Source organism: Celeribacter neptunius (assembly GCF_900113955.1).
Taxonomy (GTDB): Bacteria; Pseudomonadota; Alphaproteobacteria; order Rhodobacterales; family Rhodobacteraceae; genus Celeribacter; species Celeribacter neptunius.
In genome coordinates this window covers 1-6,430 of record NZ_FORH01000017.1, presented here as the reverse complement: position 1 = coordinate 6,430, position 6,430 = coordinate 1, and the positions used below count along the sequence as shown (strand labels likewise).

At 52.4% G+C, this 6,430-nt stretch carries 6 protein-coding genes; 5 read left to right on the top strand and 1 reads right to left on the bottom strand.

Annotation, left to right across the window (positions count from 1 at the left end; genetic code table 11):
* The 5 genes from BM151_RS21310 to BM151_RS21290 all read left to right on the top strand — a co-directional run.
* Positions 1-749 (top strand): calcium-binding protein (locus tag BM151_RS21310; protein ID WP_143093148.1); only part of this gene is annotated, 749 nt, incomplete at its 5' end.
* A gap of 54 nt (positions 750-803) precedes the next feature.
* Positions 804-1,757 (top strand): sugar nucleotide-binding protein, encoded by a 954-nt coding sequence (locus BM151_RS21305; protein WP_090063417.1) that lies wholly within the window; start codon positions 804-806, stop codon positions 1,755-1,757.
* Complete coding sequence (locus BM151_RS21300) at positions 1,754-2,584, top strand: sugar phosphate isomerase/epimerase family protein (protein WP_090063415.1); 831 nt, start codon at positions 1,754-1,756, stop codon at positions 2,582-2,584. The genes BM151_RS21305 and BM151_RS21300 overlap by 4 nt, the downstream gene beginning before the upstream one ends.
* A 24-nt stretch (positions 2,585-2,608) precedes the next feature.
* A complete protein-coding gene (locus tag BM151_RS21295; protein WP_090063413.1) occupies positions 2,609-3,661 on the top strand; it encodes an FAD-binding oxidoreductase/lyase in 1,053 nt (350 codons plus the stop codon).
* A 10-nt stretch (positions 3,662-3,671) separates the two neighbouring features.
* Positions 3,672-5,591, top strand: a complete 1,920-nt coding sequence (locus tag BM151_RS21290; RefSeq protein WP_143093147.1) for a hypothetical protein — start codon at positions 3,672-3,674, stop codon at positions 5,589-5,591.
* A gap of 90 nt (positions 5,592-5,681) precedes the next feature.
* Here BM151_RS21290 and BM151_RS21285 read toward each other — a convergent pair.
* Positions 5,682-6,430, bottom strand: a 749-nt coding sequence (locus BM151_RS21285; protein ID WP_143093146.1) for a calcium-binding protein, incomplete at its 5' end; no start/stop codon positions are given.

The following is a 6,430-nucleotide window of genomic DNA, read 5'->3' as shown; positions in this document are numbered from 1 at the left end:
GAGGTTCAGGCAACGATCGCTTGCACGGCGATGAAGGCGATGACCGACTGTTTGGCGATCTCGGGTCGGACTATCTCTACGGCGGCACGGGGGATGATACGATCGCAGGCGACAGCGGCAATGATCGTCTCTACGGCCAGGATGGTAACGACATCCTTTCCGGGGGTGTTGGGGACGACCGTCTCTACGGCGCCGCGGGCAACGACATCGGCGACGGCGGTGGCGGCGATGATCGCCTGTTTGGCGGTGCGGGTGATGACATTCTGAACGGTGGAGATGACAATGATCGAGTGCATGGCGATGAGGGCTCGGATGAGCTCTCCGGTGGAGAAGGCTGGGATTATGTATTTGGCGGTGTCGACGATGACGCGATCTACGGTGCCTCCGGTAATGACCGTTTGTATGGACAGGACGGCAATGACCTTCTTGATGGCGGCACCGGCAATGACCGGCTTTACGGGGGCGCTGGTGCGGATCGTCTGATTGGGAATACCGGGCAGGATATACTCTTCGGCGATGGCGGTGCCGATGTCTTTGTCTTTAATCTGACCAGTGGTGCAGATACCTTGCGTGACTATGAAATCGGTATCGACAGCCTCTATTTCGACATTGCGGGATATAGCCCAAGCAACTTGGGTTTCTCAGAGGACATCAATGGTGACTTGCTCATCGGCTGGGACAACCAATCCGTCCTAATCGAAGGGCTTGATCTTAATGATCAGGGAGCTATCGTGCTACTGTTTGCATGACCTGTCGTGATTTCGAGCCTCATGCTGGTAAAAGCGTAGCATTAGGAGAAGCCATTGGACGCCCTGATTGGATATACCGGGTTTGTAGGAAGCGCGCTCGACCGGCAACATAATTTTGGAGCGAAATACAACAGTTCGACGATAAAAACATTGCGCGGAGAAAAATTCGAAACAGTAGTTTGCGCAGCCGCACCGGGATCGATGTTCGAGGCCAACCGCCTTCCTGAACAGGATCGCGAGCACATCGACACACTTGTCTCGGATTTGGAGACAGTGAAGGCAAAGACATTTGTCTTGATTTCATCGATAGCGGTATTTGATCGCTTTGATGGACAGCAAACGGAAGCGAGCGGCGATTTTGAAACTCAAAATGCCTATGGCGCGAACCGTCGCGCGCTTGAAACGGCAATTTCGGATCATTTCGAAAACAGTTTGATCGTACGCCTTCCTGCGCTCTACGGACGAGGTTTGAAAAAAAATTTCGTGTTCGACATTCTCAATCCAGTTCCGACAATGCTGACGCGGGAACGGTTCTCGGGGCTCATGGAGAGGGTTCCGGATGCCTGGCGTCCCGAACTTACAGATATGTACGCGCTCAATTCCATGCTTGATATGTTTGTCGTCGACAGAAATCGCCTTGCAAGTTTCCGTTACAGGGTAGAGCTGGAAATCCTTTTACAGGAGGCCGGCTTGTCGGCCGTTTACTTTACCAATCCCGCCTCAAAATACCAGTTCTATGGCGTCCAAAATCTTTGGCGTGATATCAATGTCGCCCGGGCTGCGTCGTTGACTCAGCTCCATCTTGCGACAGAACCCGTTCAGGCTGCCGAAGTCTATCGTGCGCTAACCGGAGAGAAAATGCCAGAGACGGGCGCGCGGCTTCATCTGGAGGATTTTAGAACACTTCACGCAGCGCTTTGGAGACGGGATGGGTCTTACATTATGGGGGCAAGTGAGGTCCTTGAAGCGATGACCAGCCAGATGGCGCGGGGGACAGCACTCGGGTGAAATACGCAATCTCAAATATCGCGTGGAGCCCTTGTGAGCGCCTCGAAGTTTATGGTCTTCTGGCACGCCTCGGGATTTGCGGGCTCGAGATCGCACCGTCGCTGTTCTTTCAGGGGGCTGATGACCCGTTGATGCCCGACAAGGAGCATATGGCGAACGCTTTGCACGACATCGACGATTACGGGCTGACACCCGTTTCTATGCAATCAACGCTCTTTGGGATGGGAAAGGCCGAATTGTTCGGAACAGGCATGTCTGCGGAGACATTTGGCATGGCAATGCGCAAGTCGATCTTGCTCGCTGGCGAGCTGGAGCTCGGGAACATTGTTTTCGGGGCGCCGAAAAACCGTATCAGACCTGTAGAAATGTCGCTCGAGGCTGCGACGGGTGTCGCGATAGCAAAGTTCAAGGAATTTGGCGAACTTGCAAGAGAACAAGGCGTCATACTCGGGGTCGAGTGTAATCCAGCTGCATATGGCGGGAATTTCCTTACGTTGTATGACGAGACAGTAGCTTTTGTCCGTCAGGTCAATCATTCAAATATCGGACTGACCTTTGATCTGGGAAGTATGCATATGCTCGGAGATGAGGAGCGGATTCCCGATGTCATTGCACGCGATGTTGATCTTATCAGCCATGTACATGTAAGTAGCCCCTTTCTCGCACCGGTTCCGAGCGATATGGTTGCCCTGAACACACTTATCACCTCATTGAAACAATGCGGATACGAGGGATGGGTTTCCGTCGAGATGAAACGCCCCAACCAGAACGGACTAGAAGAAATTGAAAATTCACTCCGGCACCTACTCGATGTCGCTCGGACCTAAAACATTGCAGAGTGAAGCCTGACGATGAAAGTCTGTATTGTCGGCGCTGGTTGGTATGGTTGCCACTTGGGCCTGATCCTTAAGAACCTCGGAATCAATGTCGATATATTCGATCGAGAGGCGCACGCGCTTTCTTGTGCCTCGGGCAACAATCAGTTCCGCTTGCACAAAGGTTTCCATTATGCCCGCGATTATGAAACACGGCTTCAGTCTCGCGACGGCTATGGAAGGTTTATAGAACGTTATCCGCACTTGACCCGTGTCGTCGAAAACAACTTATATGCGGTCCCCGAACGGGATTCCCTGCTCGACTTCGAAACTTACAGCATCATCATGGCCACGTCAGGTATCACTTTTGAACGGATTGACCCAAAGAGCCTGCCCTGGCTGTCAAACGTTGCCGGTCTGATGCGCACCGACGAACGGGTGATTGAAACAGAAAAGTCACGTCGCTTTTTCGAGACAAAGCTGGCGGACTGTCTGAGGTTCGAGACAGAGGTCGCACCTGAAGATATTCGACTACATGAGACCCATGTCGAGTTTCGTGGCAAGCAATACGATTATCTTATCGATGCCACGTGGGGTCACATGAGTAAAATATCGATGGATGTGTTCTACGAGCCGACATTGCTTCTGTATTACCGTTCACCAGAAAACTTTAACGCCGCGATCACACTCGTAGACGGACCTTTGTGCTCACTTTATCCTACAGAGGAACCGGGGCGGTTTACCTTGTCCAGCGTAATTCACACACCCTTGGCTCATTGCGAAACAGCACAAGAGGCCCGGCATTATCTGCACCATGTCGATACGCGTACAATTGAACGCAAACGGGAGTTGATGGAAGCGGAGTTCTCGAAATACTTCCCCGATTTCAAGGCCCAGTTCTCTTACGATGGTCCCCAATTATCCATTAAGACCAAACCGGTCGGGACCAATGACAACCGCGCCTGTTACGTTTTCCAGAACGGACCCGTCTTCAGGGTCATGTCGGGAAAGATCGATACAATTTTCATCGCTGCAGAGCGGATTGTTTCCGGTATTACCAGCCGTTTCGGCGAAGAGTACAATTTCTGATGGGGCACATATGAGCTTTTGTCGTTTCGAGCAACGTCCAAGTAAGTCTCTTCCGGACGAAGGCGCGCCGCATCTATCGCCTGAGCAACTCACCAAGTTGCACAAACAATTCCAGGAAACTGGGGATATTCTTCTGGGTTCTCTCACGGGTGCCGCTGTTCTGAAAGTCTCCGATCTTTATCTTGTGTTCGCGCCAGATGACGCAGACAAAGAGCTTGTCGTTCTGGAGCGTTATGGCGCGCATGCCGGCCCCCTTCTAAAAGCCCCGAGGCACGTTTGGGACGGTTTGCGTTTCGCAATGGAGCAAGACGTAAAGAATCTCATTCAGCAAGTCCTGGGCTTGGTGCCTAATCGTCAGTCACCGGATCTCTTCTCCTTTCTGAGCGTTATCGGGCCGCGCCGCGGGCGAGGTTTTCTTGGTATTCTGCTCTCAATAAACCTGTTTGATCCTATCCAGATCCATGGCAAAGAGGCTGCGCCAATTGCTCTACTCGATAAGCTGGGCATGGAGCGAAAGCGCGCGCCAAGTTTCTATCAAGATATCCTTTCAGAGCTGAACCTCAAACCGCGTGATCAGGTTTCGAACTATGCCCTGCTAGGCTCGGGCATCGAGTCTCTTTTTAAATCGGGCCGGACCGTGGACGCGGCAATTCTACCACTTCCTCAAACATCGCATATTTATGCTGTGAAAGACAGTCTGGCACGGCAGAGCTATTTCATTTTTCCGAATACAGGAGTCTACTTCCCCAAATCCAATGTCTTTTTGTATCTATGGAAAGTGCGCGATTCCATAGCTAAAGACTGGATCAAATGGATGGCACGGCTTCTGTCAGAACTTGTCCCCGTCAACAAGACCTATCGTGATTGGATAAGCGATCAAGACAAACAGCCCTGCCTCGTTCTGGGGGGCGGTGTTCTTCATATTGGTCATGCAATATGGGATGAATTTCAAGGGCTCGATCGCATTTACGAAACTTATGGCGCAGACTGTGGTGTTGGCGTTGCGATTAGTGCGGATCTCTCGGCGGTTGACGTTTTCGGACCGATCGAAGAAATATATCCCGAGCTTCGTGGGAGAGTGACCAGAGTATCCCAAACCGAAGAGCTGTTAAAAGAGTGTGTCAGCAATCGGCTTGCACCGCTGCCTGTCTCCGGACGGCACATCAGAGCGGGATCACGCGAAAGGCTTGCACGACATGCGCAGCAGACTGCAGAACAGCTTGGATGTGATTATTCTGCAAATGGTGTGCGGCTGACGCCCGGCGCCTTCCGACTCGCTTTCGGCTTGCGCCTGTTCAATCGGACACCAGACAATTTGATGAATGTCTATTTGGAGATTGCGCGTCGTCTCGCAGCGCAGGTTCCCGAGCTCGTCGTGATTTTTGATGGGTTGAACGGCAGCTCTGCTGAAGGGCCTGTGATTTCTAAGGCCAACAGCCAGCCGCGTATAGAAGGGCAGGACAACGGCACGAAAGTCGAACTCGGCAATGAGCATCTTTCTCAGGAGATGGGGTTTGTGGAGGCATTCTGCGATCTGCACGGCGTGAAAAACCTACAGGTAGTCAGTTGTATTGGAACTTCTCCGCTCGAAAATCTTGCATGGCTTTCCACGGTGAACTATTTCGTTGCACCCTATGGAGCCGGGCTCGCCAAATTGCGTTGGGCTCTCGATAAGCCTGGTTTTGCACTGACTGGGGAGCGCAACCTGCGGGGCTTGGATTTGCTGAAAATCTATAATGACTCCAAATATATGGATGGTAAATTCACATCTTTGAAATTTACCTCCCTGTCTGAAGTTTCTCCCGTTCTTGGTGACAGCCTTCTTGCGCTTCCCTCAAAGCCTGTCAGTATACCCTTCCCCGACAATTTTCACGTTGACGTGGAAAGAGTCACCAAACGGATTCTTAGGCATATTCGCGCGGCTTGTTGATAGAGCGCGAAGTTCAAAAGTGCAGATCTTCTTACAGCCCCCAATTCTCGGTTGAAGCATTCTAAACGCTCCCCTATCCCTCGGAGGCGCTTACATGAAGTATATCGTCAAACTTTCCTGATCATTAAGATCAAGCCCTTCGATTAGGACGGATTGGTTGTCCCAGCCGATGAGCAAGTCACCATTGATGTCCTCTGAGAAACCCAAGTTGCTTGGGCTATATCCCGCAATGTCGAAATAGAGGCTGTCGATACCGATTTCATAGTCACGCAAGGTATCTGCACCACTGGTCAGATTAAAGACAAAGACATCGGCACCGCCATCGCCGAAGAGTATATCCTGCCCGGTATTCCCAATCAGACGATCCGCACCAGCGCCCCCGTAAAGCCGGTCATTGCCGGTGCCGCCATCAAGAAGGTCATTGCCGTCCTGTCCATACAAACGGTCATTACCGGAGGCACCGTAGATCGCGTCATCGTCGACACCGCCAAATACATAATCCCAGCCTTCTCCACCGGAGAGCTCATCCGAGCCCTCATCGCCATGCACTCGATCATTGTCATCTCCACCGTTCAGAATGTCATCACCCGCGCCGCCAAACAGGCGATCATCGCCGCCACCGCCGTCGCCGATGTCGTTGCCCGCGGCGCCGTAGAGACGGTCGTCCCCAACACCCCCGGAAAGGATGTCGTTACCATCCTGGCCGTAGAGACGATCATTGCCGCTGTCGCCTGCGATCGTATCATCCCCCGTGCCGCCGTAGAGATAGTCCGACCCGAGATCGCCAAACAGTCGGTCATCGCCTTCATCGCCGTGCAAGCGATCGTTGCCTGAACCTC

Coding starts and splice junctions, on each gene's coding strand:
- BM151_RS21295 (WP_090063413.1), top strand. CDS start 2,609: ATGAAAGTCTGTATTGTCGGCGCTGGTTGGTATGGTTGCCACTTGGGC.
- BM151_RS21290 (WP_143093147.1), top strand. CDS start 3,672: ATGAGCTTTTGTCGTTTCGAGCAACGTCCAAGTAAGTCTCTTCCGGAC.